Source organism: Halorubrum sp. CSM-61, assembly GCF_003781945.1.
In the GTDB taxonomy this organism is placed as follows: domain Archaea; phylum Halobacteriota; class Halobacteria; order Halobacteriales; family Haloferacaceae; genus Halorubrum.
Genome location: NZ_RJJW01000002.1, coordinates 506,551 through 533,380, shown reverse-complemented (window position 1 = coordinate 533,380; position 26,830 = coordinate 506,551). Strand labels below are relative to the sequence as shown.

General features: G+C 69.4%; 31 protein-coding genes. 13 read left to right on the top strand and 18 right to left on the bottom strand.

Annotated features, from left to right (window positions below):
* Nucleotides 1–139: 139 nt before the first annotated feature.
* From EDM04_RS05615 to EDM04_RS05580, 9 genes are all read right to left on the bottom strand, one after another.
* On the bottom strand, nt 140–1,315 hold the full coding sequence (locus EDM04_RS05615; RefSeq protein ID WP_123620158.1) for an inorganic phosphate transporter: 1,176 nt from the start codon (nt 1,313–1,315) through the stop codon (nt 140–142).
* Between the two features lies 1 nt (nt 1,316).
* Nucleotides 1,317–1,445: a hypothetical protein gene (locus tag EDM04_RS18955; protein ID WP_277424144.1), complete on the bottom strand. Its 129-nt coding sequence runs from the start codon at nt 1,443–1,445 to the stop codon at nt 1,317–1,319.
* Nucleotides 1,446–1,800: 355 nt separating this feature from the next.
* Nucleotides 1,801–2,325 carry a metallophosphoesterase gene (locus EDM04_RS05610; RefSeq protein WP_123620157.1) on the bottom strand — a complete coding sequence of 175 codons (525 nt, stop codon included), beginning with the start codon at nt 2,323–2,325 and terminating at the stop codon, nt 1,801–1,803.
* Between the two features lie 143 nt (nt 2,326–2,468).
* Nucleotides 2,469–3,575 (bottom strand): IS630 family transposase, encoded by a 1,107-nt coding sequence (locus EDM04_RS05605; protein ID WP_123620156.1) that lies wholly within the window; start codon nt 3,573–3,575, stop codon nt 2,469–2,471.
* Between the two features lie 445 nt (nt 3,576–4,020).
* Nucleotides 4,021–5,004 carry a replication factor C small subunit gene (locus EDM04_RS05600; RefSeq protein WP_123620155.1) on the bottom strand — a complete coding sequence of 328 codons (984 nt, stop codon included), beginning with the start codon at nt 5,002–5,004 and terminating at the stop codon, nt 4,021–4,023.
* Between the two features lie 102 nt (nt 5,005–5,106).
* Nucleotides 5,107–5,361, bottom strand: coding sequence for a hypothetical protein (locus tag EDM04_RS05595; RefSeq protein WP_206424429.1), 255 nt, complete (start codon nt 5,359–5,361; stop codon nt 5,107–5,109).
* Nucleotides 5,362–5,466: 105 nt separating this feature from the next.
* Nucleotides 5,467–6,414, bottom strand: a complete 948-nt coding sequence (locus tag EDM04_RS05590; protein WP_123620154.1) for an electron transfer flavoprotein subunit alpha/FixB family protein — start codon at nt 6,412–6,414, stop codon at nt 5,467–5,469.
* Complete coding sequence (locus EDM04_RS05585) at nt 6,411–7,199, bottom strand: electron transfer flavoprotein subunit beta/FixA family protein (protein ID WP_123620153.1); 789 nt, start codon at nt 7,197–7,199, stop codon at nt 6,411–6,413. The genes EDM04_RS05590 and EDM04_RS05585 overlap by 4 nt, the downstream gene beginning before the upstream one ends.
* 158 nt (nt 7,200–7,357) lie before the next feature.
* On the bottom strand, nt 7,358–8,689 hold the full coding sequence (locus tag EDM04_RS05580; RefSeq protein WP_123620152.1) for a hypothetical protein: 1,332 nt from the start codon (nt 8,687–8,689) through the stop codon (nt 7,358–7,360).
* 153 nt (nt 8,690–8,842) lie between these two features.
* Between EDM04_RS05580 and EDM04_RS05575 the strand changes: the two genes are divergently transcribed.
* Complete coding sequence (locus EDM04_RS05575; protein ID WP_123620151.1) at nt 8,843–10,171, top strand: carboxypeptidase-like regulatory domain-containing protein; 1,329 nt, start codon at nt 8,843–8,845, stop codon at nt 10,169–10,171.
* 48 nt (nt 10,172–10,219) lie between these two features.
* Nucleotides 10,220–10,744, top strand: coding sequence for a type IV pilin N-terminal domain-containing protein (locus EDM04_RS05570; protein ID WP_123620150.1), 525 nt, complete (start codon nt 10,220–10,222; stop codon nt 10,742–10,744).
* Nucleotides 10,745–10,794: 50 nt separating this feature from the next.
* On the opposite strand, the gene EDM04_RS05565 is transcribed toward EDM04_RS05570, so the two are convergent.
* Nucleotides 10,795–11,418, bottom strand: a complete 624-nt coding sequence (locus EDM04_RS05565; RefSeq protein WP_123620149.1) for a methyltransferase domain-containing protein — start codon at nt 11,416–11,418, stop codon at nt 10,795–10,797.
* 108 nt (nt 11,419–11,526) lie between these two features.
* Between EDM04_RS05565 and EDM04_RS05560 the strand changes: the two genes are divergently transcribed.
* The gene (locus EDM04_RS05560; protein ID WP_123620148.1) at nt 11,527–12,333 is read left to right on the top strand and encodes a DUF6663 family protein; all 807 of its coding nucleotides are present in this window, start codon (nt 11,527–11,529) and stop codon (nt 12,331–12,333) included.
* Nucleotides 12,334–12,364: 31 nt separating this feature from the next.
* On the opposite strand, the gene EDM04_RS05555 is transcribed toward EDM04_RS05560, so the two are convergent.
* Complete coding sequence (locus tag EDM04_RS05555) at nt 12,365–13,339, bottom strand: C-terminal binding protein (protein WP_123620147.1); 975 nt, start codon at nt 13,337–13,339, stop codon at nt 12,365–12,367.
* Between the two features lie 192 nt (nt 13,340–13,531).
* Between EDM04_RS05555 and EDM04_RS05550 the strand changes: the two genes are divergently transcribed.
* Nucleotides 13,532–13,810 (top strand): hypothetical protein, encoded by a 279-nt coding sequence (locus tag EDM04_RS05550; RefSeq protein WP_123620184.1) that lies wholly within the window; start codon nt 13,532–13,534, stop codon nt 13,808–13,810.
* Between the two features lie 24 nt (nt 13,811–13,834).
* Here the strand turns inward: EDM04_RS05550 and EDM04_RS05545 are convergent, their stop codons facing one another.
* Entirely contained in the window at nt 13,835–14,116 is a 282-nt protein-coding gene (locus EDM04_RS05545) for a helix-turn-helix domain-containing protein (RefSeq protein ID WP_006111885.1), read from the bottom strand.
* Nucleotides 14,117–14,244: 128 nt separating this feature from the next.
* Here EDM04_RS05545 and EDM04_RS18460 point away from each other — a divergent pair, with 128 nt between their 5' ends.
* The 7 genes from EDM04_RS18460 (at nt 14,245) to EDM04_RS05515 (ending at nt 20,406) form a co-directional block, all read left to right on the top strand.
* The gene (locus EDM04_RS18460; RefSeq protein WP_164471092.1) at nt 14,245–14,397 is read left to right on the top strand and encodes a hypothetical protein; all 153 of its coding nucleotides are present in this window, start codon (nt 14,245–14,247) and stop codon (nt 14,395–14,397) included.
* 5 nt (nt 14,398–14,402) lie between these two features.
* Nucleotides 14,403–14,711 (top strand): hypothetical protein, encoded by a 309-nt coding sequence (locus EDM04_RS05540; protein ID WP_123620146.1) that lies wholly within the window; start codon nt 14,403–14,405, stop codon nt 14,709–14,711.
* Nucleotide 14,712: 1 nt separating this feature from the next.
* Entirely contained in the window at nt 14,713–16,533 is a 1,821-nt protein-coding gene (locus tag EDM04_RS05535; protein WP_123620145.1) for a ribosome biogenesis/translation initiation ATPase RLI, read from the top strand.
* Between the two features lie 187 nt (nt 16,534–16,720).
* Complete coding sequence (locus EDM04_RS05530; protein WP_123620144.1) at nt 16,721–17,404, top strand: DUF4129 domain-containing protein; 684 nt, start codon at nt 16,721–16,723, stop codon at nt 17,402–17,404.
* Nucleotides 17,401–18,231, top strand: coding sequence for a hypothetical protein (locus tag EDM04_RS05525; RefSeq protein WP_123620143.1), 831 nt, complete (start codon nt 17,401–17,403; stop codon nt 18,229–18,231). Before EDM04_RS05530 ends, EDM04_RS05525 begins: the two co-directional genes overlap by 4 nt.
* The gene (locus EDM04_RS05520; protein ID WP_123620142.1) at nt 18,228–19,634 is read left to right on the top strand and encodes a DUF58 domain-containing protein; all 1,407 of its coding nucleotides are present in this window, start codon (nt 18,228–18,230) and stop codon (nt 19,632–19,634) included. Before EDM04_RS05525 ends, EDM04_RS05520 begins: the two co-directional genes overlap by 4 nt.
* Before the next feature lie 22 nt (nt 19,635–19,656).
* Nucleotides 19,657–20,406, top strand: coding sequence for a hypothetical protein (locus EDM04_RS05515; RefSeq protein ID WP_123620141.1), 750 nt, complete (start codon nt 19,657–19,659; stop codon nt 20,404–20,406).
* 23 nt (nt 20,407–20,429) lie between these two features.
* Here the strand turns inward: EDM04_RS05515 and EDM04_RS05510 are convergent, their stop codons facing one another.
* Nucleotides 20,430–21,383, bottom strand: coding sequence for a MoxR family ATPase (locus EDM04_RS05510; RefSeq protein ID WP_123620140.1), 954 nt, complete (start codon nt 21,381–21,383; stop codon nt 20,430–20,432).
* Between the two features lie 715 nt (nt 21,384–22,098).
* On the opposite strand from EDM04_RS05510, the gene EDM04_RS05505 reads away from it, so the two are divergent.
* Nucleotides 22,099–22,365, top strand: coding sequence for an HAH_0734 family protein (locus EDM04_RS05505; protein WP_123620139.1), 267 nt, complete (start codon nt 22,099–22,101; stop codon nt 22,363–22,365).
* A gap of 34 nt (nt 22,366–22,399) precedes the next feature.
* Here the strand turns inward: EDM04_RS05505 and EDM04_RS05500 are convergent, their stop codons facing one another.
* The 3 genes from EDM04_RS05500 to EDM04_RS05490 form a co-directional block, all read right to left on the bottom strand.
* Nucleotides 22,400–22,999, bottom strand: coding sequence for an L-threonylcarbamoyladenylate synthase (locus EDM04_RS05500; protein WP_123620138.1), 600 nt, complete (start codon nt 22,997–22,999; stop codon nt 22,400–22,402).
* Nucleotides 23,000–23,089: 90 nt separating this feature from the next.
* Nucleotides 23,090–23,599 (bottom strand): redoxin domain-containing protein, encoded by a 510-nt coding sequence (locus EDM04_RS05495; protein WP_123620137.1) that lies wholly within the window; start codon nt 23,597–23,599, stop codon nt 23,090–23,092.
* A gap of 1 nt (nt 23,600) precedes the next feature.
* Nucleotides 23,601–23,930 (bottom strand): glutathione S-transferase N-terminal domain-containing protein, encoded by a 330-nt coding sequence (locus EDM04_RS05490; RefSeq protein ID WP_123620136.1) that lies wholly within the window; start codon nt 23,928–23,930, stop codon nt 23,601–23,603.
* A 161-nt stretch (nt 23,931–24,091) separates the two neighbouring features.
* On the opposite strand from EDM04_RS05490, the gene EDM04_RS05485 reads away from it, so the two are divergent.
* Nucleotides 24,092–25,489, top strand: a complete 1,398-nt coding sequence (locus EDM04_RS05485) for a hemolysin family protein (protein WP_123620135.1) — start codon at nt 24,092–24,094, stop codon at nt 25,487–25,489.
* A gap of 733 nt (nt 25,490–26,222) precedes the next feature.
* On the opposite strand, the gene EDM04_RS05475 is transcribed toward EDM04_RS05485, so the two are convergent.
* On the bottom strand, nt 26,223–26,504 hold the full coding sequence (locus EDM04_RS05475) for a type II toxin-antitoxin system RelE/ParE family toxin (RefSeq protein ID WP_123620133.1): 282 nt from the start codon (nt 26,502–26,504) through the stop codon (nt 26,223–26,225).
* On the bottom strand, nt 26,501–26,779 hold the full coding sequence (locus tag EDM04_RS05470; RefSeq protein ID WP_123620132.1) for a ribbon-helix-helix domain-containing protein: 279 nt from the start codon (nt 26,777–26,779) through the stop codon (nt 26,501–26,503). The genes EDM04_RS05475 and EDM04_RS05470 overlap by 4 nt, the downstream gene beginning before the upstream one ends.
* Between the last annotated feature and the right edge of the window lie 51 nt (nt 26,780–26,830).

Here is a 26,830-nt window from a genome sequence, read left to right as displayed (position 1 = left end):
TGAAACGAGCGACTGAGGAGCGCAGCGAGCCCCTCGACCGGAGCCGACTGGGGCTTTGGAGGGGTTCGCCGTCGATCCGGCGCTAACGACTTATAAACGAACATCTACCGTTTATCGATCCAACCGATCCTCACACCACTTACAACACGAACTGCACGGCGGTGTACACGCCGAACCCGAGTACTAACGATCCCACGAGCGACGCGATCCACGCGAACACCGTGTACCCCATCTTCGCCCGGCTCACGCCCGCGTCGCCGGCGGCGTAGCCCGCACCGACGATCGCGGAGACGATGATCTCGTTGAACGAGACGGGGATCCCGAACGCGACGGCGATCTGCGCGATCGCGAACGACGGGATGAGCGCCGAGATCGACCGCCGCGGCCCCATCGAGGCGTAGTCCTGCGAGATCGCCTTGATCATCCGCGGCGCGCCGGTCCACGAGCCGATAAGCAGTCCCGTCCCGCCGCCGACGAGCAGCGCCCACAGGGGGACCCCGACGTCGCTGAATATCGGGACGAGCGGCCCGATCGCGAGGCCGACCTGCGAGCCGCCGGCCGAGAAGGCGACGAGCCCGCCCATCGCGAGGAGGAACCGGCGCTGCGCGCCCGCGCGGTCGCGACCGAGGTCGGCGTACACCGCGATCGCGACGACCGCGGCGACCGCGGCCGTGACTAGGGGCGTGCCGATCGCGCCGAGCCCGAGCCCGGGACCGAGCGCCTCCGACAGCGACGCCTGCTCGCCCGCCGGCCCGAGCAGCGCGAACCCGACGTTCGCGACGATCGCGCCGACGAGACCGGCGAGCGCGGCGGTGAGGGGTCGCTCGGGGAGCGCCTCGCCGGTGAGCATCCGCGCGACGCCGTAGGCGACGCCGCCGCCGACGAACGGGGTGAGGACCCACAGCGTGAGGATCTCGGTGTACTTCGGCCACGCCGGGTCCCCGCCCATCGCGAGGCCGACGCCGACGACCGCGCCGGTAACGGTGAAGGCCGTCGCGATCGGGTAGCCGGCGAACACGCCGATCGCGACGAGCGCGGCCGCGGTGAGCAGCGCGACGATCGCCGCGCCGGCGGTGAGGGTGACGCCGCCGATCAGCTCGGTCCCCACCGCCTCCGTCACGTTCGCGCCCTGCAGGATCGCGCCCAGAAGGCCCAGCACGCCGACGACGAGCCCCGCGCGCATCACGGAGATGGCGTTGGCGCCGACCGCCGGCGCGAACGGGGTCGACCCGGACGAGCCGGCGCCGATCGACCACGCCATGAAGAGGCTGGCCGCGGCGGCGACGCCGAGGGTGGCGACGGTTACGACGACCATCTTACCGCTGCCCGTCGTTGTACCCTTCACGGAGCCCCGTCAGGGTGCGCCGGACGAGCAGAAACGCGAAGAAGAAGAACCCGAGCAAGACGAGGAGGATCACGACGAACAGCGGTTCGACCGGGAGCATACACCTGCATCCGTCGGCACGGTGTTATGCGTTTCGGCAGCCCGGTCGCTGGCCGGTTTCAGTCGTCCGTCTGTGTCCCGATCCCGGCCGCCCTCGGTCGATGACTAAAACGCGCTTTTGTCCATAAGCTACCTATAAGCTATCACCGGCACAAGGTGTCGATGCGTCCCCCGCTTCGGCCCTCACCCCGCGATCGGTCACCGACCGGAGAACCACGACGGCACACGACACCCGCCCGCTCGGGTCTCGCCCTGCGACCCCTCCCTCTCCCCACCCCCTGCCCCTCCGGCGTGACCGACGGAGCGGGGCGTCGCGCTTCGGCGACAGACCGGTACAGCCGACCGAAACGTCCGACTCAGGGCTCGATCCGGAACTCCTCGAAGACCTCGCCGTCCGGCGTGACGAGCCGCCCGTTCAGCGCGTCCTCGCTCTCCCCCTCAGACGCCGGCTCCAGCTCCGCGTGGGCCGGCCGGTTCCCTCGGGGCTGCGCGTGGCTCCCGGGGTTCAGTATCGGGAGCGCGCCGGAGTCGTCGAACCGGGGCAGGTGGCTGTGTCCGCAGATCACGGCGTCGGCGTCGCGTTCCCGGCCGAGCATCACGAGCCCGGTGTCGCCGCTGCGGTGGCGGTGCGTGACGGTGAACCGGACGCCCGCGTACTCGGTGGTCAGGACTTCCGGCAACCGGTCGCGGGTCGCCGGGTCGTCGTTGTTGCCGTAGACGGCGCGGAGGGTCCGAGAAACCGACTCGAACGCGTCGAGCACCGGCTCGCGGTAGAAGTCGCCGGCGTGAACGACGAGGTCGGCCTCGCGGACCGCCTCCGCGGTCCGGCCCTGCAGCTTCGTCTCCTCGCGCGAGTGGGTGTCCGAGACGACGACGAGCATACCCGCCGTCGGTTCGCGCGTGGCTTAAAAAGCGCGCCCCGGGACGGCGATTTATAACTGTGAGCGTCGCGGTGGCGCGTGCCTTCGAGGCCGCTCCGCGGCCGAGAAGCACGCGCGAGGGAGTCGGCCGGCGCTTATAGTGATTAACGCAACTTCTGGATGAATCCGCTGAGATGATTCTTGATCCACGAGCCTGCGAAACTCAGCTGGTCGGTCAACTTCGTGAAGATTTCATCGAGGAGGGCGCGGTACTCTGCCGCGCCCTCCACGATGAGGGGCGATGACTCCCATTTGAGACTTTTCCAGACTGGCTCAATCGGGTTGAGATGCGGTGAGCCGACTGGGAGAAAGATGAGGTCGATTCCGAGTTCGTGGGCGCGTTTCCGCGTGTGCGCACAGATGTGTGAGGAGAAGTTGTCCAAGACGAGCAGAATCCGCTCGCCCGGATTCTGCTCGCGAACCTCCTTGAAACACGCGCAGATCTGCTCTTTCTCTTGGGTGGGCGGGAACTGGAGGACGCTCTCACCGTTGAGCGCATAGAACCCGGCCGCTGGTGTGTCGATTTTCACCAGCGGCCGGGTGATCGTCGGCTCACTGACGGTGTAGAGTCGCTGGGAATTGTCCCATGGCTGTGGGTGCGAGATATCGAAGAAACCGACCGTCGTCCCACCATCTGTTCGAACATCATCATCGACCGTCCATTCCTCGTCACTGTCGTCTTCAGGCTGTTTGTTGTGTGGCTCGTCTACCTCATCCTCGGCGAACGCGTCGGAAACGCGTTCGTCGAGGATTGCATCGGCATTATCAGGTCGATCTGGCCTCTCCGTACGCGGAATCGCGTACGAGAGGCCAAGATCAGAGAGGAATCGTGGCAGATAGTTCGGATGAAACTCGACGTCAAATTCTGTGTTCAGCAGGTGCTGAATTTCCTGTTTCTTCCAGGGTTCGCCTTCTTCGAGTCGTTCGATAAGACGCTCACGCTCGTCATCGCCGAGCTTCGGAGGCCGCCCGCCTCCGAAGTTCGGCGTGAGTTTCCCGAGTCCACCCTCATTCCAGCGTTTGGCCCAGAGACTCCCGGTTGATTGGGACTTTCCAACATCATCGGCTGCGTCTTCGAGCGTTGCACCCTTGTACAGCCGTTTGATGAAGGTGAGCCGCTTGCTCACCTTCTCGCTATCAGTCTGTGTGAGCAAGCGGTCGAGATCGTCCTCACTGAGGTGTCGGACGATCTCTTTCTCCCGTCCAGTCATTACCCTACCCACGCAGAGTACACCTAAATCTTCTGTGAAGCACTATAAGCGCCGGCCGACGAGGCTGGGGAGGCCTGAGGTGCGGGGCGGTTGCGGTCGGGGCGGGACTCAAAGGGGCAGCCGTGAAGCGGACGCAGGTGACGTAAGCACCGCAGCGAGGGAGCGTGAGCGACCGAGTGAGGAGCGCAACGAGCGTGCGTCCGCTTCACGGCTGGGGCTTTGGCGGTGGTCGCCGTCGATCCGCAGTTAACGGTTTATAAGCGAACGGCTGGGGCGTTGGCGGTGGTCGCCGTCGATCCGCAGTTAACGGTTTATAAGCGACGGCTGGGGCGTTGGCGGTGTTGATCGCTCTGTCACTACCGCCCTGAATCCAGTATAAATGACCGAACGAAACTCCGAAACAGCCACTCTTGCGATCCGAACGGAATCCCGAACCGGAGACGACCTACTCTTCCAAGGATAACGAGGCGAGCAGCGACTCCAACTGCACCTGCTCGTTCGCGCCCTCGGCGATCCGGTAGTCGGCCTCCCCGATCCGCTCCATCAGCGCGACCGCCTCGCGCTCGCTCAGGTCGAACTCCCAGACGGAGCGGTGGAGCTGATCGATCACGTCGCCGCCGGCCATCCCCGTCTCCGTGAGGAGGGTGTCCAGCGTCGCTCGCGCCCGCGAGAAGTCCCCTTCCAGGGCGTTCGTCACCATCGACTCGATCTCCTCGGGCCGCGCGGTCGCCGTGATCGCGTACACCGCCTCCTCGTCGACCACGTCGCCGGTCGTCGCCGCCGCCTGCAGGGAGTTGATCGCGCGGCGCATGTCGCCGTCGGCCGCGTACACGAGGGCGTCGACGCCCGCGTCGGTCACCTCGATCCCCTCTGCCGCCGCGATCTCGCGGGTCTGCGCGGCGACCGCCTCGTCCGAGAGCGGCGAGAAGCGGAAGACCGCGCACCGCGACTGGATCGGGTCGATGATCTTCGACGAGTAGTTACACGAGAGGATGAAGCGCGTGTTGTCGGAGAACTGCTCCATCGTCCGGCGTAATGCTGACTGAGCGTCATCGGTGAGACTGTCCGCCTCATCGAGAAACACGATCCGGAAGTCGCCGCCGAACGACGAGCGCGCGAACCCCTTGATCCGGTCGCGCACCACGTCGATCCCGCGCTGGTCGGAGGCGTTCAGTTCGAGGAAGTTCCCACGCCAGTTGTCCTCGCCGTACACCTGTCGGGCGATGGCAGTGGCCGCGGTGGTCTTACCTACACCTGCTGGCCCGCTGAAAAGAAGGTGAGGGATGTCGTCCTGATCGATGTAGCTCTGGAGCCGCTCGACGATCTCCTCCTGTCCGTGGATGTCGTCGAGCGACTGCGGCCGGTACTTCTCGATCCATATCTCCCGGCCGGTCGCGGTCGCAGCCGTCTGCTCGTCGGCCTCGCTCATGGCGGAGGGGAGGGTGGGCGGGGTGATAAACGCCCCGAGAACGGACCGGACCGCACCGGTCGGGAAGGAGGAAACAAACGCTCGCGTCGCTCCTTCCGACCCTCACCCGCTCCGCGAGAGCCGCTGGAGCTCGTAGGCGAACACCCAGATCGCCATCAGTACGCCGACCGGCACGACGACCTCGGCGATCTCCCGCGAGACCGGCAGCGCCGCGACATCGATCAGCAGGTGCGTCGTCGCCGCGGCGACCTGCGCGAACAGCTCGTACTCCTCGCGGATCGTGTTCGTCAGCATCGACCCGACCACGAGCGTCACCATCGCGGCGACGCCGTGAACCGTCCCCCGGACGTGTGGCATAATCGTCACATCCCCGACGATCTTAAAAGGTGTTTCTCTCGCGGCAGCCCCTCGTCTTCCGCTCCGCGCTCCGCTCGCGCTTTTCCCCTTTCGCTTAACTTTCTCTTACGCGAACTCGTCGATGAGCGCGGGGACCACGTCGAACAGGTCGCCCACGATGCCGTAATCCGCGATGTCGAAGATCGGCGCGTTCGGGTCGGTGTTGATCGCGACGATCGTGTCCGACCCCTTCATGCCGGCGACGTGCTGGACCGCCCCGGAGATGCCGATCGCGATATACACGTCGGGCGTGACGACCTTCCCGCTCTGCCCGACCTGTCGGTTCTTCGGGAGCCAGCCGTTGTCGACGATCGGCCGGGACGCGGAGAGCGTCGCGCCGAGCGCGTCGGCCAGCTCCTCGACGAGTTCCAGGTTCTCCTCCTCCTCGATACCGCGACCGACCGAGACCAGCACGTCGGCGTCCGCGATGTCGACGTCGCCGCCGCCGACCTCCTCGAAGCCCTTGACGCGCGCGCCGGACTCGGGGTGGTCGACCTCGACGGACTCGACCGTTGCGTCGCCGACGCCCTCCGCGGGCGGCCACTCGCCGCCCCGGACGGTGAGGACGAAGCGGTCGCCGTCGACGTCGACGGTCGTCTCCACCTTCGAGCCGTACATCTCGCGGGTGACGGTCAGCCCGTCGTCGTACTCGAAGCCGACCGCGTCGGTCACCAGCGCGAGGTCGTGCGCCTCGGCGACGGCGGGCGCGTAGTCCAGCCCGTTGACCGAGTTCGGGATCACGACGGTCCCCGCGCCGGTCTTCTCGAGCAGCGCCCCGACCGCCGACTGGTAGACGTTGTGGTCGAACTCCTCGCCGTTGGCGACCGAGTGGACCGCGTCCACGCCCTCGCGGTTCAGGTCCTCGGCGAACCGGTCGAGGTCGCCTCCGATCGCCGCCACGTGGAGGTCGCCGTCCCGCGCGTCGGCGAGTTCGCGGCCGGCCGTGATCGCTTCGTACGAGACGTCTCGAAGCTCCCCGCGACGGTGTTCCGAGACGACGAGCACGCTCATCACGCGCTCACCCCCAACTCGGTGAGGACCTCGGCGAGCCGCCCCGCCGCCTCGCCGGCGTCGCCCTCGATGATCTCGGCGTCCGACTCGCTCTCCGGCTCGTACATCGAGGTGATCGTCAGCCCGCTCTCGACGTCGTCGGGCGACAGCCCGAGGTCGGCCAGGTCCTTCGCGTCGATCTCCTTGCGCTGGGCCTGTCGGATGCCGCGCAGGCTCGCGTACCGCGGCTCGTTGAGCCCGGTCTGGACCGTCAGCACGGCCGGGAGGTCCACCTCGGTCAGCTCCTCGACGCCGCCCTCCAGCTCGCGGTGGACGTTCGCGACGCCCGCGTCGGCGTCGACCTCCAGGTCGTTGACCACGGCGGCGTGCTCGAAGCCGATCCGCTCCGCGAGCGCGACGCCCGTCGCGCCGAACCCGGTGTCCGCGGCCTGCACGCCGCCGAGCACGAGGTCGGGCTCCTCCGCCTCGACGACCGCCTCGAACGTCGTGACCTTCGCGGGCACGTCGGCGAAGCCGGCCTCGAAGGCGTCGTCCCAGACCCGCACGGCGCGGTCCGCGCCCTTCGCGAGCGCCATCCGGATCGTCTCCTCGGCGCGCTCCGGCCCGATGGTGACGGCGACGACCTCGTCCGCGATCCCCGCCTCGGCGAGCTGTACCGCCGCCTCGACCGCGTAATCGTCCCACTCGTTGAGGTCGTACTCGAGGTCGGACGCCGCGATGTCGGTACCATCGATCGCGAAGTCGTCGTCCGGCTCCGCGACCTCCTTGACTGTCACCAGAACTTTCATGATCGATACTCCGTCGCTCGGCCTGTAAGAGCTTTCGGAACGCCTCACTACGGGCTCGCGGTTTCCCTCTCGAGATCGTGGCTTCTCGACCTCGTCGCCGGGCTCAGGTCTCGGAGTCGCCCCCGGCGGCCTCGAGTCCCGGACTCACTGTCGCGGGCTCAGGCACCGGACTCGCCGTCTCCGGGTTCGCCGTCGGAGTCGTCGCCCTCGCCGTCCGGGATCGAGATCAGGTTCTCCCGGCCCAGCCGGAGCTTCTCCACGCGCCCCGAGTCCGCCATCGCGGAGAGCAGCTGCGACACCTTCGCGTCCGACCACCCGGTCTCGGCGACGATGTCGGCCTGTCGCATCCGCCCGCCGTTGTCCTCGAGGAGGCGCTCGACGCGCTCCTCGTCGGACAGAAGCGAGAGGTCCTCCCCGTCGTCCTCCTCGGCCGCCGCCGCGTCGCCGGCCCCTGACCCGTCGCTCGCCGGGCCCGAGGCGGCTCCGTCGGCGCCGCCGGTCGCCGCGTCGCGTCGGCCGGAGTCCGCCGGTCCCGCCCCGTCGCTGTCGATCGCCCCGTTGCCGACGCTCTCGTCCCCCACGGCGGGGGCGTCTCCCCCGATCCGCCGATAGCCGACGATGCTCCCGGCGATGAGCACCGCGGCGACGACGATCGCGGCGGTGAGCATCGTCCACGGCGGCGTCGCGCCCGCCGGCGCGTACACGATCGCGACCCGCTCATCCTCGCCGAAGACGCGCGGCCCCTCGACGATCACGGCGTTGTCGCTCAGCCGGTCCGTGGCGTCCGAGGTCCCGGTGACGGTGTATCCGTCCGGCGTCGCCACTTCGAGCGTCTGCCCCTCCTCGAGCGAGAGCAGCCACGTCCCGTCGTTCGGCGTCGTCAGCGCGTCGCCCAACACCAGGTTCTCGCCGTCCTGCGCGAGGAACTCGGTCCAGACGAACGTCAGCCGGAGCTCGCCGACCGCCGTCGTCTCGTCGGTCGCGACCTCGAACGACGAGGGATCCTCGTGGACGACGACCTCGCGGTCGACGTCCTCGATCCGCATCGTCCGGTCGGTGTTCCGACTGGCCTCGCGGGCGAACCCCTCGAACAGCGCCGCGTCGGGGCCGATCTCGCCGTCGACGAACCTGTCTCCGGCGACGTCGAACGCCGCGCGGTCGGTCTCGTCGCTGAGCGCGTACCTGACCGACACGGTCCACCGGGCGTCCCGGTCCGACGTCGGCTCGATCCGGATCCGCGTCGCCGTGGCCGGGTCGAACGACTCGTCGATCTGTTCGGCGGTCGGCGAGTCGACGGCCGCCGAGTCGACGGCAGACCGACCGAGGACCGGCGGGCCGACGACCGACGAATCGGCGGCCGACGCGTCGGCGTCGAGGGAGGGCGAAGGCGAGGAGGAGGGCACGTCCCCCGCGACGGGCGCGACACCGCTCGCGACGAGTGCGAGGACCACCAGCCCGACGAGGAGGGCTCGAGAGGGGGCGTTCCGCATACGGATCATCGCACTCAGGCGCCGGGCAAAACGCTTTCCATCGTTCGTTTCGCCCGCCGTCGGGCTCGTGAGGTCCGGTCGACCGAGGACCGCGACGGCTCTCGCCGGCTCGTTGAGGTGGATTTTTTATGTCCTGACGCGAACCGAACGCGTATGAGAGCCCTCCCGATCTCCCTCGCGGTGCTGCTTCTGCTCGCGCCGATCGCCGGTGCGGTGTCGCCGGCGGCGGTCGCGGGGGCGGTCGCCGACCCCGCGACGGTGGCCGGTTCGGCCGCGGAGAGCGCCGCCCCCGCCGACACGGGCGCCGGACCCAGCGTCGGCGCGCTCGGTGCCGATCGCGACCCGCTGCAGGTGGACCGGGAGAACCTCACCTTCCGGACGCTGTCCGCGCCGAGCGACGTCGACACGCGCTTCGGGTCCGGGAGCCGCGGCGCGAACCTCGGCTCGTCGGTCGACTTCGCCGTCGACGAGACCGATGCCGCCATGGAGACCGCGGCGGCCGTCCAACGGATCGAGGCCGCCGAGACGAGCGCGGAACGGCAGCGCCGGATCCTCGCCGCGATCAACCGTGTCGAGCGCGACGAGGTGACCCTCAACAGCCGGCAGGCGGAGGCGTTCAGCGCTCACGCCGCGGGCGAGATCTCCGACCGGGAGCTCCTCGACGAGCTCGTCCGCATCGCCGCGATCGCCCGCGAGTACGACGAGCGGCTCGACGAGCTCGACGCGCTCGCGGAGGAGACGGACGGGTTCAGCTCCCCGACCCGCCTCGACGAGCTGCAGGTCGCGCTGCAGGTGTACGAGGGCCCCGTCCGCGACTACGCGCTCTCGGCCGCGCGCGGCGAGGTGGCGGCCACCGAGGTGTACATCGAGTCGAGCGACCGGTCGGTCGTGCTGGCGACGATCGCCGACGGCGAGTACGTCCGCGAGGTCTTCCGCCTCGACCGCTGGGACCGCGGCGGCGGCGCCATCGGCAACGACGAGGCGATCGAGGCCACCGCCGCGGCCTACCCCGAGACGGCGTCGCTCCGCGAGCCCGACGCGTTCGGCGCCGGCTCGGTCCAGCGGATCACCATCCCCCACGAGTTCGGGCTCCTGCGCACCTTCGTCAGCGGCGGGACGGGACGGGTGTTCGTGGAGCACCAGCGGATCGCGCTCGACGCGTTCCCCGACACCGAGCCCGTCTCCGCAAGCGGCGACGGCTTCAACGTCACCGTCGACCGCAGCTACGCCGGCGGCCCGGTGACGGTGACCGTCCGCGACGAGGAGACCGACGAACCCGTCCCCGACGTCACCGTCACGAAGAGCGTCGGCGACGGCGACAGTCAGGCGATCGGCACCACCGACGCGGACGGCGAGGTCCGGACCCTCTCGCCCGCGGCGCCCTATCGGGTCACCGTCGTCGACGAGCCCCGCGCGGTGTTCGTCGACGGCCTCGAGCCGATCGCGACGCCGCGCCCCGCCGAGGCGGACGACGGCGAGTAGGGCCCGGCCCGCCCCGACGCTTTTTACGGATACCGCGGCACGCCCTCCGTGTCCACCGACGCCGACCCCCCGACCGAGACGAACTCGCCGACGGAGACGAGACCGGCGGCCGCCCCGTCCGCCCGCGGGCTCGCCCCGGTCGCGGGCGTCCTGCTGCTCGCCATCACGGTCGTGCTGGCGGGCGGCGTCGTGACCGCGGCGATCGACGCCCCGGCCGAGCCGGCGCCGACGGCCTCCCTGTCGCTGTCGGCGACCGACGATCGGATCGCGGTCACGCACCGCGGCGGCGACGCGCTCGACGCGAGCGAGCTGGACGTCCGAGTGCGCGTCGACGGGGAGCCGCTCGCCCGACAGCCGCCGGTCCCGTTCTTCTCCGCTGCGGGATTTCACCCCGGGCCGACGGGCGCGTTCAACGCGGCGACCGACGGCGACTGGCGCGTCGGCGGGTCGGCGTCCTTCCGGGTCGCGGGAACCAACGACCCGACCCTCGAACCCGGGCGAACGGTGACCGTCGAGGTTTCGGTCGGCGGTCGACCCGTCGCGACGCTGGAGACGATCGTCGAGTCGGGGTAGGAGGGGGAGGCGGGGAGAGGAGGAGAGAGAGCCGCCCGACCGCCGCGTCGCTACTCTTCCGGGATCCGAGCGACCGTCGTGATCGCGCGCGGGCTCTGCGGGCTCGCCCGCTGGATGTGGTGTTCGAACTCCTCGTAGCCGGCCGCCTCGAACATCCGGTCGGCCCCGTCCTCGTCGTAGAACAGCATGATCGCGTCGGCGACCCGCTGGAGGACGGGGTTGTGCGGGTAGTCGGGGCCGACGACGAGCACCTGCCCGCCCGGCTTCGCGACCCGGCGGAGCTCCCGGAGCCCCTCGACCGGGTTCGGCCAGTACTCGATCGACCCCGAGGACCAGACGACGTCGAACGTGTCGTCGCGGAACGGGAGCCGCTCGGCGTCGCCGCGGTAGAAGTTGACGCGGTCGTGTTTCCCGAACTTCTCGAACGCCTTCTCCATCTGGTGGACGCTCTGGTCGAGCCCGTGGACGTCGTCGGCGTGTTCGAGCAGTCCCTCGGTGGCGAACCCGGTGCCACAGCCCACGTCGAGCACTTTCGGATCGTCGCCGAACTCCAGCCACGAGAGCGCCTCCGCGCGCATCTCCTCGGTCCACGTGAACCGATTGACCCGGTCGTACACCTTCGAGAGGTACTTGTAGAACAGGCGGGCGTTCGACTTGTCCTCGAGGATCCCCATTTACCGCTCGGTTGGGTCGCCCGCCCCATAACGATACGGATCCGGCGTGTCCGGATCCGGCGTGCCCCGTTCCGACCGGCTTTTCCGCCCGCCGCCCGACCGTCGGGTATGGAACCGACGACGAGCGGCCGTTTCCGCGTCCACGACCGCCGCCCGCGTCCCGACATCGACGGGACCGGGCCGTCAGACCCCCCCGAGGAGTTCGTCCTCGTCGAGCACTCGGAGGGACCGATCGACCCGACCGACCCCGACGCCGAGGACCGGTTCGACCCGCTGTACGCCGCCGCCGAGGGCTACGAGGGCGATATCGCCGACCGCGCGGCGTCGCTGCAGCCCGGGTTCGTCGTCGACGCGACGCTGGCGTGGACCGACGGGTCGGCCCGCTTCGCCGACGTCGAGGTCGTCCGCGAGAGCCGCTTCCGGTTCGCGGACGGCGTGGAGGGGATGTTCGAGGCCGCCGTCGACGCGTGGGACCAGCTCCGCTCCGCGGGCGAGGCCGTCGGCTCGATCACCACGCGGTCGAACGACGGCGAGCCGAACGGCGCGCTGTACCTGTTCGCCGACGCGCCGGGCGGCGACGCGTTCGCCGACCTCAGGGCGGGCCGGCTCCCGATCGAACCCCTCGTCGCGCGCGTCAACGAGTCGCGCGAGGACGACGACCCCCGCGAGGTGTTCGTCCTCCGGCCCGCCGCGCACGACTTCGTCGCCGTCTACGTCGTCTTCGACCGCGAGGGGGTGCTGGCGCAGACGGTGCGCGACACCTACGACCTCGGTCCCGGGCTCGCGGCGGGCCTCGACGGCGGCGCGCTCGACGCGGCCGAGGCGGGATCGGACGAGGGAGGGGACGAAGACGACGGCGGCGACGGTGACCGCGACGAGGACGAGGGCGGATTCGACGCGCTTGACCGGCTGTAGCCGCGATCCGTCGTCTCTTCCTCTCGTCCAGTCAGAGCCAGTCGGCGTTCGGATCGACCCTCCCCTCCGGGGTCTCGCCGTTGAGCACGGCGGCCACGTCGGCGGCGCCGCTCCGGTTCAGGTCGTCGCGGGCCTCCTCGCTGTACCACGCCGCGTGCGGCGTGACGAGCGTGTCGTCGCGCCCGACGAGCGGGTCGTCCTCGGGCGGCTCCTCGGCGAGCACGTCGAGGCCGGCGCCCTTGATCGCCCCCGACTCCAGCGCGTCGAGCAGCGCGTCGGCGTCGACGACCGGCCCGCGCCCAACGTTGACGACCACGGAGTCCTCGTCGAGACGACCGAGCGCGTCGGCGTCGACCATGCCCCGGGTCGCGTCCGTCAGGGGGGCGTAGACCCCCACGTGGTCGGCGCGGTCGAACAGCTCGTCGAACTCGGCCTTCTCGACGCCGTACTCTCTCATCTCCCCGGACTCGACGAAGGGGTCGTAGGCGACGAGGTCGGCGTCGAACCCGGCGATCTGCTCGGCCGCGCGCCGGGCGATCGGGCCGAACGAGACGAACCCGACGGTCGACGCGCTCACGCGACGGACCGGTCGCCCGGCCTCCCAGCTCCAGCCGCCGGCGGCGACGTCGTCGTCGTAGGACTTCAGCGACCGGAGGCAGGCGAGCAGCAGCGAGACGGAGTGGGCCGCCACCTCGTCGGTGCAGTAGTCGGGGACGCGGGTGACGGTGACGCCGCGCTCCGCGGCGGCCCCGACGTCGACGTTGTCGACGCCGACCGCAGACCGGACCACCGCCCGGAGGTCGAGCGCGTCGAGCGCCTCGGCGGTGACCGGGGTGTCGATGTCGGTCACCACCGCGTCGGCTCCGTCGGCCGCCGCGATCAGGTTCTCGGTCGATCCCAGCTCGGCGACCTCGATCTCGACGGGCTCGTCGACCGCGTCGCCGAGGACCTCGCGGTACGTCTCCGGATCGATCATCGGGAACGCCGACAGCACGACTCTGGCCATACGCGACCGTTCGCCCCGGCCCCACTTGACGGCTGTCTCGCGTTTTCAGGTCCTGAGACACGAATATTCGATCGTGATGGTCTCCGCGTTCCGATCGTCCCCCCTCCCGCGTTCCGATGGCTCTTTGCGCGCGCGCTCGCAAGGGCGCCCGTGAGCGACGACAGTCCGGCCGACCGGTCGACCAAGCCGCCGATGCTCGTGCTCTTGGAGTCGCTGGCGTTCTACCGGAACGTCCGCGTCGGCCTCGTCGCCGGTGCGGTCCTCGCGGTCCTCCTGTACGCGGTCCGGACGCTGGAGCTCCTCGGGCCGGTGATCGACACCCGGGACTACCCGCTGTTCGGTCCGGACGCGTGGTTCCTGCTGCTGGCGTTCGTACTGGCGGCGACGTTCGCGCTGCTCGTCGCCGTCGGGCTCACCGTCGCCGAGGCCGTGCGCGGAGCGCGAGAAATATCTGCGGAGGACGCCGAGTAGAGGCCGGAGAGACGCGGCGGCGGCTCAGTCGGCGGTACAGGAGGCCTCGCTCTCGTCGCCCGTGAACTCCTGTGCGGGCTCGGTGAGCTTGTAGAGGTTCTGCCGGGCGTCCGCGAAGTAGACGTCCTCGTCGACGACGCCGATCCCCTCCAGCCGTTCGAGCGCGTAGCGGACGGTTCGGGCCGACAGCATCGACTCCTGGACGATCCCCTTCTGGGTCAACGGCCCGTTGTACTCGAGCACCTTGAAGACGAGCTTGGCGCTCGGCGGGAGGTCGTCGAGCCCCTCCGTTTGAGTTCCTTCCATCGTTACGAATCGAAACTGCACAACGTCATAAATGTTGATGCGTCACGCCGCTCGAACGGGGGTTTTGACGCCTGATCCGGAATTTATTGCTGGTTATCGGCGTGGTATAAGGTGATATTTTCCGGTAAATGGCCGATAGACTGACCAGTCAGTCAGCGATGCGGCTCGCGCGCGCTCCGCCGTCGGTCGTCTGCAGGGGTCGGGAGCGCGGCGACGACGACGCGCTCGGAGCCGGAGCGCTCGGCGGAACGAACGGCTTTTCACCTGTGCACGTCGATTGATTCGTATGAGCAACGACTCCGGAATAACGGGCCACACCCGAAGCGTGGTCGTCACGACGATCTGCTGTCTCGCGGGGATCGTCGCCGGCGTCGTCTCGGCCGCGTACGTCGGGACGGATCCGGTCGACGCCGCCAGCACGACCATCGTGTTGGTGATGGGCGCGTTCGTGGTCGCCCAGTACCCGCTGTACAAGGCCATCGGCGTCGGCGACTTCGGCGTCAAGGACAACCTCTACGTGGCGTTTCTGACGTTCACGCTGTGGTTCATCAGCTACACCGTGCTTGCGACGGCCGGCGTCCAACTGGTGGCTTGAGATGGCGGACGACAGTATCGCGGTCGTGGACCTCGATCGGTGTCAGCCCGACCGGTGTAACTACGAGTGTATGAACTACTGCCCGCCCAACCGGACGGGCAAGGAGTGCATAACGAAGCGCGGCGAGGACGCGGTCGAGGGCGACCCGGACCAGATCCACATCTCCGAGGAGATCTGCCTCGGCGAGACCTGCGGGATCTGCGTCGAGAAGTGCCCGTTCGACGCGATCGAGATCATCAACCTCCCCTCCGAGCTCGACGAGGAGCCGGTCCACCGCTACGGCGACAACGCCTTCTCGCTGTACGGGCTGCCGACCCCGGAGCCGGGCAACGTCACCGGCATCCTCGGCCCGAACGGGATCGGGAAGTCGACGGCGGTCCACGCGCTCGCCGGCGAGATGATTCCGAATCTCGGCGACCACGGGTCGGAGGGCGACTGGGAGCGCGTGCTCGACCGGTTCCGCGGCACGGGACTCCAGAACTACCTCGAATCGCTGAAAGAGGGCGACGTGACGGTCGCGCGCAAGCCGCAGTACGTCGACCAGATCCCGAACCAGTTCGACGGCAACACCCGCGAGCTGTTGGAACGCACCGACGAGCGCGGCGCGCTCGACTCCCTCATCGACCGGCTCAACATCGACCCGGTGATGGACCAGTCGATCGACTCCATCTCCGGCGGGGAGCTCCAGCGCGTCGCCATCGCGGCGTGTCTCGCCCGCGACGCCGACTTCTACTTCCTCGACGAGATCACGCCGTACCTCGACATCGGCCAGCGGATGGTCGTCGCCCGGCTCATCCGCGAGCTCGCGGACGACGACGCCGCCGAGCGCTCGATGCTCGTCGTCGAGCACGACCTCGCCATCCTCGACCTCCTCGCCGACACACTCCACGTCGCGTACGGGGAGCCGGGGGCGTACGGGGTCATCACCGATCCCAAGTCGGTCCGCAACGGGATCAACGAGTACCTGAAGGGGTACCTCGACAACGAGAACATGCGGATCCGGCCGTCCGCGATCACCTTCGAGGAGCACGCCCCGCGGGTCTCTTCACGGAGCGAGACGCTGGTCGAGTATCCCGAGCTCACGAAGTCCTACGGGGAGGGCGAGTTCGAGCTACACGTCGAGGGCGGCGAGATCAACCGCTCCGAGGTGCTCGGCGTGGTCGGGCCGAACGGGATCGGGAAGTCGACCCTCGCGAAGCTGTTCGCCGGCTCGCTGGAGCCGGACGAGGGCGAGCTCGACTTCGCGCTCGACATCGCGTACAAGCCGCAGTACATCGACATCGACCAGCCGATGCGCGTCGACGCGTTCCTCGCGTCGATCACCGACGAGTTCGGTAGCTCCTACTGGAACACGGAGATCGCTCAACCGCTCCAGCTCGACCGCGTGATGGAGCAGAATCTCACCGACCTCTCGGGCGGGGAGCGTCAGCGCGTCGCCATCGCGGCGTGCCTCTCCGAGGAGGCCGACCTCTACCTCCTCGACGAGCCCTCCGCGCACCTCGACGTCGAACAGCGGGTGCGCGCGACGACGGCGATCCGTCGGTACGCGGAGAACCACGACGCGACCGTGATGGTGATCGACCACGACATCTACATGATCGACCTGCTGGCCGACCGCCTGATGGTGTTCGACGGCGAGCCGGCCGAGCGCGGGCACGCGACCCCGCCACAGGAGATGCGCGAGGGGATGAACGAGTTCCTCGCCGACCTCGACATCACCTTCCGCCGCGACGAGCGGACGGGTCGCCCCCGGATCAACAAGCCGGGCTCGCAGCTCGACAGCTCCCAGAAGCGCGAGGGCGAGTACTACTACTCCGGCTAGCCGCTCGGACCGAACGCTCCGGTCACGGGAGGCCGTTCGCCTCTCGGCTCGTCCCCATAGCGAGGGCCTCGCGGTCGTTACGGTGTCTATACTAAACCCTCCGTGGCGCGGTCACCCAGTGAATGCAGTTGGTCCTCACCGAGTCGCCGAGTAGCGGCTGTCAGTCCGTCGCGTCGTCTCCCGATTCATGAATCGGTCGCGACTGCTGTCGGCGCTGATAGCGCTGTTGGCGATCACGTCGCTGAGCGTCGCGTCCACGACGCTGGACACGAGCCTGACGACCGATCCGGACGAGGAGATAAACCCGGACTGGGAGAGCCTGCCGATAGGACAGGACGACGCGGCCGCGATTCAGGAGTCGATCGAGAGCGGCGGCGCGGAGAGCGGCGGCGGGGCCGCCAGCGGGGCCGCCGGCGGCGCGACCGCGGTCGACGAACCCTCGCTGTTCGACCGCCTGATCGCGCTGTTGAGCCGGCTCTTCCGTCTCCTCCTGCCGGTCGTGGCGGTTCTGGGGGTGGCCGCGCTGGCGTATCGGTACCGGGACGCGCTGGCCGATCTCATCGGGCGCGACTCCCGAGCGACCGCCGGAGCCGGGACGCGGTCGGCGGCCGGACGCTGGCCCGGGACGGACCCTGAACACGACGTGGACCGGGCCTGGGTGGCGGTGATACGCCGGCTGAACCCGGAGCGCCCCGCGACGACGACCCCGGACGAGTGCCGGGCGCTCGCTCGCGCTCGCGGCCTCGACCGCGACGCCGTCGAGTCGATCGTCTCCGCGTTCGAGCACGTGCACTACGGCGGCCGCTCGGTCGACGCGGAGGTCGACCGGGCCCGCGAGGGACTCCGAGCGCTGGAGGGCGGTGCGACGTGACCGACCCGAGCGGTGCGGAGACGCGCCGACCCGGCGCCGGAGGGCTGCTCGCCGGCGTCGGCCGGGCGATCCGCGTCCTGCTCCTCCTGGCGGGGGTCGCGGCGCTCGGCGCCGGACTGCTCGTCGCCTTCGCTCCGGAGACGGAGGGCCTGCTCCGGATCGACGCGGCGATCGAGGCTCTCGGGAGCGACTACGTGGTGCTGGCGGTCCTCGGCCTGCTGGCGGTCGGGCTCGCGTCGCTCCTCGCGGCGGCACAGCGCGTCCGCGGCGTCAGCGAGGCGACGCCGCCGGCCGTCGAGGGCGTCCTGACGGCGACGCATCCCGGCGCGTCGTTCGACGGCGACGGCGGCGGGCAACTGCGTCGGTTCCTCTCCGCGGGGTCGGAGAACGACCGTCGCCGTCGGCTCCGGGAGGCGGCGGTCCGGGCGACGATGCGCGCGGAGGGCCGTTCGCGGACCGACGCCGCGCGTCGCGTCGACGAGGGAACCTGGACGAGCGACCCCGTCGCCGCCCCCTACCTTTCCTCCTCGGAGGGCGGCGTCTCGGGCGCTCTCTCCGTCCGGAGCCACACCCTCGACGCCGATCCGGCCGGCCGAACCGTCGACGCCATCCTGGCGAAGGCCGCCGACGAGCGATCGGCGGTCGAGGATGGCGACCGGGCCGGAGGTGAGGACTCGACCGCGGCGAGCGGGCGGCGCTCGGACCGCGACACGAACGCGAGACCGAACGCGGGACCGACCGCCGACCGGGACGCGGAGCGGGACGCCGGTCGAGCTTCTGACCGCCGCTCGGACCGGCGGTCGGCGGCTCGGGAGGGGGTCCAGTGACAGCCAGAACCGACGGCGGGGCCGCGGCCGAACCGTCGTCCGGGACGGGTCGATCGTCGTCCGTTCGGCGGACCGGTCGCTGGCAGGGGGTCGCCGCCGTCGCGCTGCTCGCGGTGGCGATCGGCGTCCTCGCGAAGCGCCCCCCACTGTTGTTAGTCGGCGCGGTCGCCGGCGCGTACACCGCCTACCCGCGTCTCACTGCGACTTCGGATCCCGATCTGTCCGTCCGACGGGAGATAGACCCGGCGTCGCCGGCGGACGGCGAGCGGGTGTCCGTGCGGACGACGATCACTAACGAGGGGGACGCGCCGATCGCCGACGTCCGGATCGTCGACGGGGTCCCGGCGATGCTCTCGGTCTCCGACGGGTCGCCGCGGTGTGCGACGTCGCTGCTCCCGGGCGGCGAGGCGACGATCAGCTACGAGCTCCGGGCCCGTCCGGGGCGTCACGTGTTTCAGCCGGTGACCGCCCTCTGTCGCGACGCGAGCGGATCGGTGGAGGTCGAGACCTCTATCGCCGCGGCAAGCGCCTTCGAGTGCGAGGCGGCGGTCCCGGACGTCCCGCTGCGCGCGCCGAGCGGCCACCACCCGGGCCCGCTGGTCACGGACGAGGGGGGCGAGGGGCTCGAGTTCCACTCCGTCGAGGAGTACCAGCGCGGGGACCCCGCGAGCCGAATCGACTGGCGCAGATACGCGCGGACGGGCGAACTCACCTCGATGACCTTCCGCACCGAGCGGCTCGCGGAGGTGGTGGTGTGCGTGGACGCGCGGCCCGAATCGTACCGAGCCGCGGACGCGACCGAGCCCCACGCGGTCGCGCTCGCCGCCGACGCCGCCGGCCGCATCGGCGACGCGCTGTTCGACGCGAATCACCGGGTCGGACTGGCCGGGTTCGGACGGCGCGTCTGCGTGCTTCCGACCCGAGGCGGTCGCGATCACGCCGGCCGGTTCCACCGTCGGCTGGCGACCGATCCGGCCTTCGGGCTGAATCCCCCGGAACCGGCGCGCGCGGCCGAGCGGGAGGGCGGGGGAGCCCCGCCCCGATCCGTCACCGGAGACGGTCGGAACGGCGACGGCGCGGATGCCGACGGGACGGTCTCGATCGACGCCCAGCTGTCCAGGATTCGGGCCGAGATCGGGGCGGACACGCAGGTCGTGTTGATCTCGCCGCTCTGCGACGACGAGGCCTCCCGCATCGCTCAGCGGTTCGAGAGCGGCGGGACCGCCGTCACGGTCGTCAGCCCGGACGTCACCACGGCGGAGACCGCGGGCGGGCGGCTCGCCCGACTGGAGCGGTCCCACCGGCTGAGCGGCCTCCGGAACGCGGGCGTCCCCGTCGTCGACTGGACGCCCGACCAGCCGCTTGGCGCGGCGATGACGGCCATCGGGGGGAGGAGCCGATGACGCCCACCGAGGGGGGTGGCCGATGACGGCGCCGGACGCGACGGGACCGGCGGCGACCTCCGACGGGGTAACCGCTCCCTTCCTCCGCCGCCCCGCGGTCGCGAGCAGCGTCGTCGCCCTCATCGCCGGGGGTGCCGCCGCGGCGCTCGTCGCCGACGGAACCCTCCAGCGAGAGATCCTCCGGGTGGCCGTCGTCGGCGTCCTCGCGTTCGGGATCGGTACACGGCTCGTTCGTCGCGACGGGACGGCCCTCCGGGCGCTGGGTGCGCTGGTCGCGCTCGGCGGGGGTCTCGTCGTTCTCGCCGCGTTGGGACGGGCGGCCACCCAGCCCCCGCAGGTCACCCAGCGGCTCGAGTTGCTTCCCGGTATCGCGGGCCTGTGGACGCTCTCCGCGGCGCTGGCGCCGGTCCGGTTCCGGTGGAGTCGGGCCCTGATCGACGTCGGCACCGGCTTCGTGTTCCTCGGCGTGCTCGTGACGGGAGTGACGCAGGGGGCGGACGCCATCGCGCTCCTGCTCGCGGCGCTCGCGACGATCCTCGCGCGGGACGCGGCCGAGAACGCGGTGTCCGTCGGCGGGCAGATCGGCGTTCAACGCGGTGCGAGCACCGCCCGGAGCGAGCTCGTTCACGCGGGGGCCGCCGCGAGCGTCGGCGTGGGCGCCATCGCGGTCGTGCTGGGAGTGGCCCGGCTCGGCGTCGAGGGCCTCCCGTTCGGCGCGCTCGTCGCGCTCGTCGCCGGCGGCGTAATCTTGGTCTTCGGCTCCGATCGGTAATTGACGCCCGTCGGTCGCGACGCTCAGGGGCGCAGCTGCGGCACCGGCAGGTCCGAGAGGACGTCGTCCACGATCTCCGTCGTCGAGACGCCCGAGACGCGCGCGTCGGGGGTCACCACTATCCGGTGGGACAGCGCGGGCGGCGCCATCGCCTTCACGTCGTCCGGCGTCGCGTAGCTCCGCCCCGCGAGCGCGGCGTGGGTCCGCACGACCTCGAAGAACCGCTGGACGCCCCGCGGCGACACGCCGGTGTTCACGCGCTCGTCCCGTCGCGTCGCGCGGGCGACGTCGACGAGGTACTGCCGGACGCCCTCCTCCACGCGGATCGACTCCGGAACGCGCCGGAGCCGCGTGAGCGCGTCGAGCGAGCAGACCGTCCGCATCGAGGGCGAGGAGGCCTGCCGACCAGCGCGGCGGTCGATCAGTTCGAGCTCGCCGGCCCGGTCGGGGTAGCCGAGGCTGGTCTTGACGGCGAACCGGTCCTTCTGGGCGACCGGGAGCTCGAAGGTGCCGTCCATCTCGACGGGGTTCTGCGTGGCGATGACGACGAACGGGTCGGGGAGGGGATGGGTCTCGCCGTCGACGGTCACCTGCCCCTCCTCCATCGCCTCTAAGAGCGCCGCCTGGGTCTTCGGCGGGGCGCGGTTGATCTCGTCCGCGAGAACGACGTTCGCGAACACCGGCCCGGGCTGGAACTCGAAGTCGCGGGTCTTCTCGTCGAAGACGTTCGAGCCGATGACGTCGGACGGCAGCAGGTCGGGAGTGAACTGGACGCGCGAGAAGGAGACGTCGACCGCGTCCGCGAACGACCGGGCCGTGAGCGTCTTCCCGGTCCCCGGCACGTCCTCGAGCAGGACGTGGCCGTCCGAGAGCAGCCCGACGAGGACCGTCTTTAGCGTCGACCGCTCGGTGACCACGGCCGCGGCGATTCCGTCGAGTATCTCGTCGCTTCGTCGCTGCACAGTCGCAGGATCCATATCGATCCGACCGGCGTCGACCCGTTGGTTATACTCCTCGTAAACGCGGGTTTAGTCGGCGTAACCCGCCGGTTCGGCTCTGTTAAAACCCGTTTTCGGACAGGTTCCGGTCTGTGACAGTCGATCGCTGAAGAGTGCTTTGCGATCGATAGCGGGAGTGGATATCGTAGATCGATGGCGCCGATACGGTATTTAAACGGTATGAGCAATTACGGCGATCGCTTATAAACGAACAGTGCGGTGGCGCGCGCCTCCGAGTGGCCGCCATCGGCGGCCACGAGGAGCGTCGCGCGAGGGAGTCGCTGGCGCCTCATAAGGCGCCAGCGACGAGGCTGGGGAGGCGTGAGGTGCGGAGGCGGTGCTGTACGGGGTGGGACTCAAAGGGGCAGCTGCGAGGGCAGCGCAGGTGACGTAAGCACCGCAGCGAGCAACGCGAGCGAGGCGCGCAACGAACGTGCGCCGCCCTCGCGGCTGGGGCTTTGGAGGTGTTCACCCTAGCGCCGTCGATCACGTATAAACGGCCGACAGCGACACCGCTCGATCACGTATAAACGGCCGACAGCGACACCGCTCGATCACGTATAAACAGCCGATCGACTGAACTGAGACACGTACTCTCGCGAGTTCCGCGGAACGGCGTTGACAGCTGCGACCCATACTTCGACGGATCCGCCGTACCGAAGCGATTAAGCACGGAAGCCGCAAACGACGGAGTATGCAACACCTCATCATTCGCGGCGACCCCGGGATCCGGCGGGACGCGGTGATCGAGTACGAGGGCGAGGAGCTGGTGTGTTTCGGGATCAACGTCCAGGGCGGCTGGCACGGCCCGGACGAGCCGCAGCTCTGGTGTACCGTCGGCACCGAAGACGAGCGCGAGGCCTACGACAAACGCGAGTACGTCCCCCACTGGCTCGACGTCGACACGGTCGACGCCGAGGACCTCGACGTGATCAAGGCGAAGGGCGCGCTGTCGGTCTGAACGGTATTCGACTCCGCTGCGGTTTCGACTTCTCTTACACCGGCGGGTCGTCCAGCCACGCCTCGATCGCGCCGGCCATCGCGCCGCGCCGGTGGATCGTCCCCGCCTCGGGGTCGACCACGGTGCTCTCCGTGCCGGGCGTCTCGCCGCCGTCGACGACGACCGCGACCCCCTCGCGGATCCGGTCGTCGAGGTCGTCGAGGCGCGTGACGCTCCCGCGCCCGGAGACGTTCGCGCTCGTCGCGGTGAGCGGGCCGGTCTCCGAGAGCAGGTCGCGGGCGAGGTCGTGGTCGGGGACGCGGATCCCGACCCGGTCGCGCCCGGCGGTGAGCGCGTCCGGGACCGCGTCGCCGCGCTCGACGACCACGGTCACGGGCCCGGGGAGGAACGCCCGGGCGAACGCGACCGCGAACTCGGTGGGCTCGGTGTAGCGGAGCGCGGCGTCGACGCTCGGGACGCCGAGCGAGAGCGGGTTCGAGCGCTCCCGTCCCTTCAGTTCGAACACCCGTTCGACGGCGGCGGGGTCGAGGGCGTCGCCGCCGAGCCCGTACACCGTCTCGGTGGGGTAGACCACGAGGTCGCCGTCGGCGGTCGCCTCGGCCGCCCGTCGGAGCACGTCGCTGTCCGTTGTCACGGGAGGTCGTTCGGGGTGGTCGCAAAAAAGGGTGACGAGTGGGTGCGTCGCGTGCGAGCGACCGGGAGTGCCGGTCCCCGTCCCTCCGCCTCAGTCGACCAGCCGCTCGACCGCGCCGTCGATCGCCTCGGCGTCGGGGAACTCGGGGTGTTCGCTCGCGACCCAGGCGAACTCGACGGTGCGGTCGGAATCGAGGAGGAAGACCGCCGGGCGCGTCTCCGTGATCCCGGTCATGCCGTCGACGTCGTGCGCGAGGCCGTACTCCTCGACCACGTCCGCGCCGGGGTCGGAGAAGGCCCGGATCCCGTCGCCGCGCTCTGAGAGCAGGCGCTTGTGGGCGTACGGCGTCGAGATCGAGAGGGCGAGGACGTCCAGGTCCTCGGCCCACCCGTGGTCGTCGACCGTGTTGTAGAGGTACGTCGCCTGAAAGGCACCGTCCATCGGGTGGAACAGCAGGAGCGTCGGGCCGTCGACGACCTCGTCGAGCGCGCGGTCCTCCCAGTACTCCTCGTCGACGAGCGGTCGGGCGAAGTCGGGCGCGGTGTCGCCTTCGTCGACGTGGTCGGTCTCGGGCAGGGAGACGACGTCGAAGTCCGGCATCTCAGGCACCTCCCTCGGCGTCGGCTGCGCGGCCCCCATCGGTCGCCGCGTCGTCGGCTGCGCGGCCCCCATCGGTCGCCGCGTCACCGTACGTCCCCCGCAGGTACTCCACGATGTTCGCGCTCTCGGACATCGTCACGCCCGTCTCACGGTCGACGATCGCCGGCACGCTGCGGGCGCCGGAGACGCGCTTGACGACGTTGCGCTCGGAGTGCATCGGCTCGACGTACCGCGACCGGTACTCAAGCCCCAGCTCGTTCAGGGTGCGGACGACGCGCTCGCAGTAGGGACACGCCTGCAGGCGGTACAGGGTGATCGGTGGGTCGCTCATGGGCGATCCGTCGGGCGCCGGCCCCCTAACCGTGTCGGCGGCGGCGGTCGACGCCGGGGACGGTCGACGCCGGGGACGGTCGACGCCGAGGCCCGCGTCGATCTCGCGGACCGGTACGGAGAGTAACCCTTTAACGGTCACCGGACGGAGAATGAGGGAGTATGGGCTTGTGGTCGACCACGTTGACGACCGGCGTTCCGCAGCTGCCAGCCATGGACGACCCGATCGTGACGGTCCTCGGCGTCCTCACGATAATCGTCTTGCTCGCGATGTCGGCGTTCTTCTCCTCGTCGGAGATCGCCATGTTCTCGCTGCCGAAACACCGGATCGAGAGCCTCGTCGAGGAGGGCGTCGGCAGCGCCGAGACGATCGAGGGCCTGAAGCAGAACCCCCACCGGCTGCTGGTGACGATCCTCGTCGGCAACAACCTCGTGAACATCGGCATCACGGCGATCGCGACGACGCTCATCGGCGTCTACGTCGAGAGCGCGGTGGTCACCATCCTGCTCACCACCTTCGGGATCACGGCGATCGTGCTGCTGTTCGCCGAGACCGCGCCGAAGTCGTACGCCGTCGAGAACACCGAGTCGTGGGCGCTGCGGATCGCCCGCCCGCTGAAGCTCTCCGAGGGCGTGTTGTACCCGCTCGTCGTCGTCTTCGACTACCTCACCCGCGCGGTCAACAAGGTGACCGGCGGTCGGGCCGCGATCGAGTCGACGTACGTCACCCGCGAGGAGATCCAAAACATCATCGAGACGGGCGAGCGCGAGGGCGTCATCGAGGAGGAGGAACGCGAGATGCTCGACCGCATCTTCCGGTTCAACAACACCATCGCCAAGGAGGTGATGACACCCCGCCTCGACGTCACCGCGGTCGCGAAGGAGTCCTCCGTCGAGGAGGCGATCGAGAAGTGCATCCAGGCCGACCACGAGCGCGTCCCCGTCTACGAGGGGAACCTCGACAACATCATCGGCGTCGTCACGGTGCGGGACTTAGTGCGCGAGCTTCGCTACTCCGAGGGCGAGCCGTCGCTGGAGCGGGTCGTGAAGCCGACGCTGCACGTCCCCGAGTCGAAGAACGCCGACGAGCTGCTCGCGGAGATGCAGGACAACCGCCTCCAGATGGTCACCGTCATCGACGAGTTCGGGACCACGGAGGGGATCATCACCCTCGAAGACATGGTCGAGGAGATCGTCGGCGAGATCCTGGAGGGCGACGAGGAGGCCCCGGTGGAGTTCTTAGAGGACAACGTCGCCGTCGTGCAGGGGGAGGTGAACATCGACGAGGTCAACGAGATTCTCGGAATCGATCTCCCCGAGGGCGAGGAGTTCGAGACGCTCGCCGGCTTCGTGTTTAATCGTGCGGGGCGCCTCGTCGAGGAGGGCGAGGAGATCGAGTTCGACGGGGTCCGGATCCGGATCGAGCGCGTGGACAACACCCGGATCATGTCGGCGCGGGTCACCGTGCTCGACGCCGCGGAGGCGGCGAAGTCGATGAGCGAGGACGAGGCGGTCGAGTCGGGCGGCGAGCCCGAGGCGGCTCCGAACGACGCGGAGTAATAGTCGGATGCGATCGGCGGACGGGTGATGAGCGTTTTTGATGGTTCTATCGATCGTTTATAAGTGGTTGACTGCAGATCGGCGGTGAACACCTCCAAAGCCCCAGCCGTGAGGGCGGCGCACGCTCGCTGTCGTTCGAAAGGCGCGAAGCGCCTTTCGTGATGACGAGAGAGCTTCGCTCTCTCGAACCACGCTCCTCAGTCGTTCGCTTTGCTCACTCCTTGCGGTGCTTACGTCGTCATCAGAACGCGAAGCGTTCTGATTGGCTCACGAGAGCTCCGCTCTCGTGAACGCCTGCGCCGCCCTCGCGGCAGGGCGAGAGCTTCGCGCCTCTGGCAGCCGGCGGCGAAGCCGCCGGCGACTGCCCCTTTGAGTCCCACCCACCCGCAACCGCACGGCGCCTCACGCCTCCCCAACCTCGTCACCGGACTACGTCCGGTTGCTAGCGAGAGCTTCGCTCTCGCCCTGTCGCTGGCGCCGACGGCGCCAGCGACTCCCTCGCGCGTGCTCCTCAACGGTCGCCGAGGGCGGCCGCTCGGAGGCACGCAGGGAGGCGCGACGCGCCTCTTGCAGCGAGGGACACAGTCCCTCGGGCAACCGGGCGAAGCCCGGTGACAGCCGGCGGCGGAGCCGCCGGCGACGCCGACCGCATTCGGGTTTATAATGCCTGCTGAAATCCTCAAAAGATAATCTATTCTGTCCCAGTTCCGGTCAATACTGGTCGCACAACTTTTCAATCGTCACCTCTGTACGCGTTTCCACCCCGCTTTTTGATCGCGACCACATAGAGTATTCGTTGTTCACGATCGGCACGGCATCCGAGGCGGAACTGTCCAACCCGAAGCTTCTGATGTGGCGCTCCCGCGAGCGGTTCGAGGTGGTCTGTCGGCTCTCGCCACTGATCGGTGACGACTTCCTCAAGCTTCGAGATGATCCGGTCGCGAGCGTATTCGTCGAGTGCGTCGAGTTGTCGCTTCGACCGATCGGTGAGCTTCCAGTCCCACTCCTCACTCATCGCTCACTTGAATCATCACGTCCGTACTCAGCCTTGATTTCCTCGCTGGAGTGTGTCCGGCCTTCCTGAATGTCGACCTCGCTCGCAGCGATCGCCTTGAGGTCCGCACGGTTGAACTCGGGATGTTTCACCGCGTCACGGAGTACGTCGCGAACGAACTCGCTACGGCTGTTGTACCCCAACTCTTCCCACGTCGCGTCGACGTCGGAGAGAAACGTCTCCGTTATTCGGATGTTGACCGTCGTTTTTTCGGGCGGCGAACTGGCTTCGGACATGCTACTGTGTTGAAATTGTATATCAATAACAGTTACGCCAGTGCAGCCGTG

Bases quoted from the DNA above. Each gene is read 5' to 3' on its own strand.
- EDM04_RS05615 (WP_123620158.1), bottom strand. From the start codon at position 1,315: ATGGTCGTCGTAACCGTCGCCACCCTCGGCGTCGCCGCCGCGGCCAGC.
- EDM04_RS18955 (WP_277424144.1), bottom strand. From the start codon at position 1,445: ATGCTCCCGGTCGAACCGCTGTTCGTCGTGATCCTCCTCGTCTTGCTC.
- EDM04_RS05610 (WP_123620157.1), bottom strand. From the start codon at position 2,325: ATGCTCGTCGTCGTCTCGGACACCCACTCGCGCGAGGAGACGAAGCTG.
- EDM04_RS05605 (WP_123620156.1), bottom strand. From the start codon at position 3,575: ATGACTGGACGGGAGAAAGAGATCGTCCGACACCTCAGTGAGGACGAT.
- EDM04_RS05600 (WP_123620155.1), bottom strand. From the start codon at position 5,004: ATGAGCGAGGCCGACGAGCAGACGGCTGCGACCGCGACCGGCCGGGAG.
- EDM04_RS05595 (WP_206424429.1), bottom strand. From the start codon at position 5,361: ATGCCACACGTCCGGGGGACGGTTCACGGCGTCGCCGCGATGGTGACG.
- EDM04_RS05585 (WP_123620153.1), bottom strand. From the start codon at position 7,199: ATGAAAGTTCTGGTGACAGTCAAGGAGGTCGCGGAGCCGGACGACGAC.
- EDM04_RS05580 (WP_123620152.1), bottom strand. From the start codon at position 8,689: ATGCGGAACGCCCCCTCTCGAGCCCTCCTCGTCGGGCTGGTGGTCCTC.
- EDM04_RS05575 (WP_123620151.1), top strand. From the start codon at position 8,843: ATGAGAGCCCTCCCGATCTCCCTCGCGGTGCTGCTTCTGCTCGCGCCG.
- EDM04_RS05565 (WP_123620149.1), bottom strand. From the start codon at position 11,418: ATGGGGATCCTCGAGGACAAGTCGAACGCCCGCCTGTTCTACAAGTAC.
- EDM04_RS05560 (WP_123620148.1), top strand. From the start codon at position 11,527: ATGGAACCGACGACGAGCGGCCGTTTCCGCGTCCACGACCGCCGCCCG.
- EDM04_RS05555 (WP_123620147.1), bottom strand. From the start codon at position 13,339: ATGGCCAGAGTCGTGCTGTCGGCGTTCCCGATGATCGATCCGGAGACG.
- EDM04_RS05550 (WP_123620184.1), top strand. From the start codon at position 13,532: ATGCTCGTGCTCTTGGAGTCGCTGGCGTTCTACCGGAACGTCCGCGTC.
- EDM04_RS05545 (WP_006111885.1), bottom strand. From the start codon at position 14,116: ATGGAAGGAACTCAAACGGAGGGGCTCGACGACCTCCCGCCGAGCGCC.
- EDM04_RS18460 (WP_164471092.1), top strand. From the start codon at position 14,245: ATGGCCGATAGACTGACCAGTCAGTCAGCGATGCGGCTCGCGCGCGCT.
- EDM04_RS05540 (WP_123620146.1), top strand. From the start codon at position 14,403: ATGAGCAACGACTCCGGAATAACGGGCCACACCCGAAGCGTGGTCGTC.
- EDM04_RS05535 (WP_123620145.1), top strand. From the start codon at position 14,713: ATGGCGGACGACAGTATCGCGGTCGTGGACCTCGATCGGTGTCAGCCC.
- EDM04_RS05530 (WP_123620144.1), top strand. From the start codon at position 16,721: ATGAATCGGTCGCGACTGCTGTCGGCGCTGATAGCGCTGTTGGCGATC.
- EDM04_RS05515 (WP_123620141.1), top strand. From the start codon at position 19,657: ATGACGGCGCCGGACGCGACGGGACCGGCGGCGACCTCCGACGGGGTA.
- EDM04_RS05510 (WP_123620140.1), bottom strand. From the start codon at position 21,383: ATGGATCCTGCGACTGTGCAGCGACGAAGCGACGAGATACTCGACGGA.
- EDM04_RS05505 (WP_123620139.1), top strand. From the start codon at position 22,099: ATGCAACACCTCATCATTCGCGGCGACCCCGGGATCCGGCGGGACGCG.
- EDM04_RS05495 (WP_123620137.1), bottom strand. From the start codon at position 23,599: ATGCCGGACTTCGACGTCGTCTCCCTGCCCGAGACCGACCACGTCGAC.
- EDM04_RS05490 (WP_123620136.1), bottom strand. From the start codon at position 23,930: ATGAGCGACCCACCGATCACCCTGTACCGCCTGCAGGCGTGTCCCTAC.
- EDM04_RS05485 (WP_123620135.1), top strand. From the start codon at position 24,092: ATGGGCTTGTGGTCGACCACGTTGACGACCGGCGTTCCGCAGCTGCCA.
- EDM04_RS05475 (WP_123620133.1), bottom strand. From the start codon at position 26,504: ATGAGTGAGGAGTGGGACTGGAAGCTCACCGATCGGTCGAAGCGACAA.
- EDM04_RS05470 (WP_123620132.1), bottom strand. From the start codon at position 26,779: ATGTCCGAAGCCAGTTCGCCGCCCGAAAAAACGACGGTCAACATCCGA.